This is a genomic window from Streptomyces sp. UH6, from assembly GCF_013421635.1.
GTDB lineage: Bacteria > Actinomycetota > Actinomycetes > Streptomycetales > Streptomycetaceae > Streptomyces > Streptomyces abyssomicinicus.
The window spans coordinates 1-2,383 of record NZ_JACADT010000884.1; the positions used below are offsets into that span (position 1 = coordinate 1).

At 74.1% G+C, this 2,383-nt stretch carries 3 protein-coding genes; 1 reads left to right on the forward strand and 2 read right to left on the reverse strand.

Annotation, left to right across the window (positions count from 1 at the left end; genetic code table 11):
- The coding region (locus HW445_RS27115) for a TetR/AcrR family transcriptional regulator (protein WP_180223508.1) at positions 1–456 on the reverse strand (456 nt) is incomplete at its 3' end.
- A gap of 145 nt (positions 457–601) precedes the next feature.
- On the opposite strand from HW445_RS27115, the gene HW445_RS27120 reads away from it, so the two are divergent.
- Positions 602–1,099, forward strand: coding sequence for a nitroreductase family deazaflavin-dependent oxidoreductase (locus HW445_RS27120; protein WP_180223509.1), 498 nt, complete (start codon positions 602–604; stop codon positions 1,097–1,099).
- A 144-nt stretch (positions 1,100–1,243) separates the two neighbouring features.
- Here the strand turns inward: HW445_RS27120 and HW445_RS27125 are convergent.
- A partial coding sequence (locus HW445_RS27125; RefSeq protein WP_180223510.1) for a geranylgeranyl reductase family protein occupies positions 1,244–2,383 on the reverse strand: 1,140 nt, incomplete at its 5' end.

Here is a 2,383-nt window from a genome sequence, read left to right on the forward strand (position 1 = left end):
GCCTCGGTGGGCGTCGCGGGCGACGCCGATCAGCAGCAGCCCCACCCGTGAGGCGGCGGGCACGGTGGTCTCGGGCGCCCGGTAACCGGGGACCGGCGTGCCGTAGATCAGCGCGTACTCGTGCGGGTGGGCCAGCGCCCACCGGCGCACCGCCTCGCAGACCGCGACCCACCGGCTCAGCGGCGTGGCGCCGGGAGCCGCGGCGGCTTCGGCCTCGGCGCCCTCCGCGGCGGCGCCGAGCGAGTCGTAGGCGTCGACGATCAGGGCGGTCAGGAGGTCGTCGCGGCTCGGGAAGTAGCGGTAGACGGCCGACGAGGCCATGCCCAGCTCCCGGGCCACCGCTCGCAGCGAGAGCTTGGCAGCGCCCTCGTCCTCGAGCCGCCTCCGCGCCTCGTCCTTGATCGCCGCGGTGATCTCCCGCCGGGCGCGGGCACGGACTCCTTCGGTTGGGCTCATGATCCGAGTGTGGCACAGATCGAGAGCGGTGCACACATCCGAGAGCGGCGCTCAAAAACGTGAGCACCGCTCTTGCTTAGGGCGCCAACAGCGCGCACACTGTTCTCAAGCGAGAGCACCGCTCTCATTTTCCCGGAGGTTGACCATGCGGAATGCCCAGGAGCCGACGCCGAGGACCGGCAGCACCACCGGCGCGACCGGCGCCTACTACCTCGAGGCGGGTCCCGTCGCCGCGCGGTTCAACAAGGTCGTCGGCTGGCTGGCCCGGCGCGGGCTCAGCCTGATGGGCAGTGCCGAGCTGTCGGTACGGGGCCGCAAGAGCGGCGTGATGCAGCGGATCCCGGTCAACCCCTTCGCGCTCGAGGGCGACCAGTACCTGGTCTCCGCCCGCGGCCACTCCCAGTGGGTCCGCAACATGCGCGCGGCGGGCGGCGGAGAACTGCGCGTCGGACGCAAGGTCCGCCGCTTCACCGCCACCGAGCTGCCGGACGACCAGAAGCTCGCGGTGCTGCGCGGCTACCTGACCAAGTGGGGGTGGGAGGTCGACAAGTACTTCCAGGGCGTCACCGCCGGCTCCACCGACGCGGAGCTGACGGCGGCCGCCCCCGACCACCCGGTCTTCCGGATCACCGTCACCTCCTGAGCCCCGCGGCACCGCGGCCCGACGGCTCCACAGCCGCACCGCCTCGTGGAATCGCGGCACCGCGGCCTCGCGGCTTCACAGCCCCGCGGCCCGGCGCCCTCGCACCGGCACCGGCACCCCGCCCCCGCCCACGCCCGTCCCCGCCTACCGCTCCAGCGCCGTGAGCGCCCGCTGCGCGAGCGGGCGGGAGCGGACGAGTTCGGCCAGCGTGGTCGCGCCCCGGGTGATGTCGGCGAACGCCCGCCAGGCGGGCCGGAAGCCGGTGATCGCGGCGTGGAGCATTCCGGGCCGGCGCTCGAAGACGGCGAGCAGCTTCCGCCCCACGCTCATCTCCACGCCGAGACCGGCCTTGATGGCGAAGGCGTAGTTGAGCGACTCGCGCCGCACCTCCACGGCGTCGTACGCCTCGGCGATCCGCACCGCCCACTCCCCCGCCAGCCGCCCGGAGCGCAGCGCGAAGGAGATGCCCTCGCGGGTCCACGGCTCGAGCAGGCCCGCGGCGTCCCCGCAGACCAGCACGCGGCCGCGGGAGAGCGGCGAGTCGTCGGTGCGGCACCGCGTCAGGTGGCCGGAGGAGAGGGCCGGTTCGAACCCGGCGAGGCCGAGCCGGCCGATGAAGTCCTCAAGGTAGCGCTTGGTCGCCGCGCCCTCGCCGCGCGCGGAGATCACGCCGACGGTCAGGGTGTCGCCCTTGGGGAACACCCATCCGTAACTGCCGGGCAGCGGACCCCAGTCGATCAGCACACGTCCGCGCCAGTCGTCGGCGACCGTGCCTGGCACCGGGATCTCGGCCTCGAGGCCCAGGTCGACCTGGCCCATCTTGACGCCGACGTGGGCTCCTATCCGGCTGGCGCTGCCGTCCGCGCCGACCACCGCGCGGGCCAGCAGGGTCTCGCCGCCCTGGAGCACCACGGCGACGGTGCGGCGGTCGGGGACCGTGGGGCCGTGCTGCTCGACCCGGGAGACGGTGACGCCGGTGCGCACCTCGGCTCCGGCCTTCTGCGCGCTCTCCACCAGCCGCTGGTCGAACTCAGGGCGGTTGACCAGGCCGAAGAGCATCCGGCGGGAGCGGCGGGTCCGGGTGAACCGGCCGTTGTGGGAGAAGGTGACCGCGTTCACCCGGTCCTGGAAGGGAACCTCGAAACCGGGCGGCAGGGCGTCGCGGGAGGGGCCGATGATGCCGCCGCCGCAGGTCTTGTAGCGGGGCAGTTCCGCCTTCTCCAGGAGCAGCACGCGCCGGCCGGCGACCGCCGCCGCGTAGGCGGCCGCCGCTCCCGACGGGCC

Bases quoted from the DNA above. Each gene is read 5' to 3' on its own strand.
- HW445_RS27120 (WP_180223509.1), top strand. From the start codon at position 602: ATGCGGAATGCCCAGGAGCCGACGCCGAGGACCGGCAGCACCACCGGC.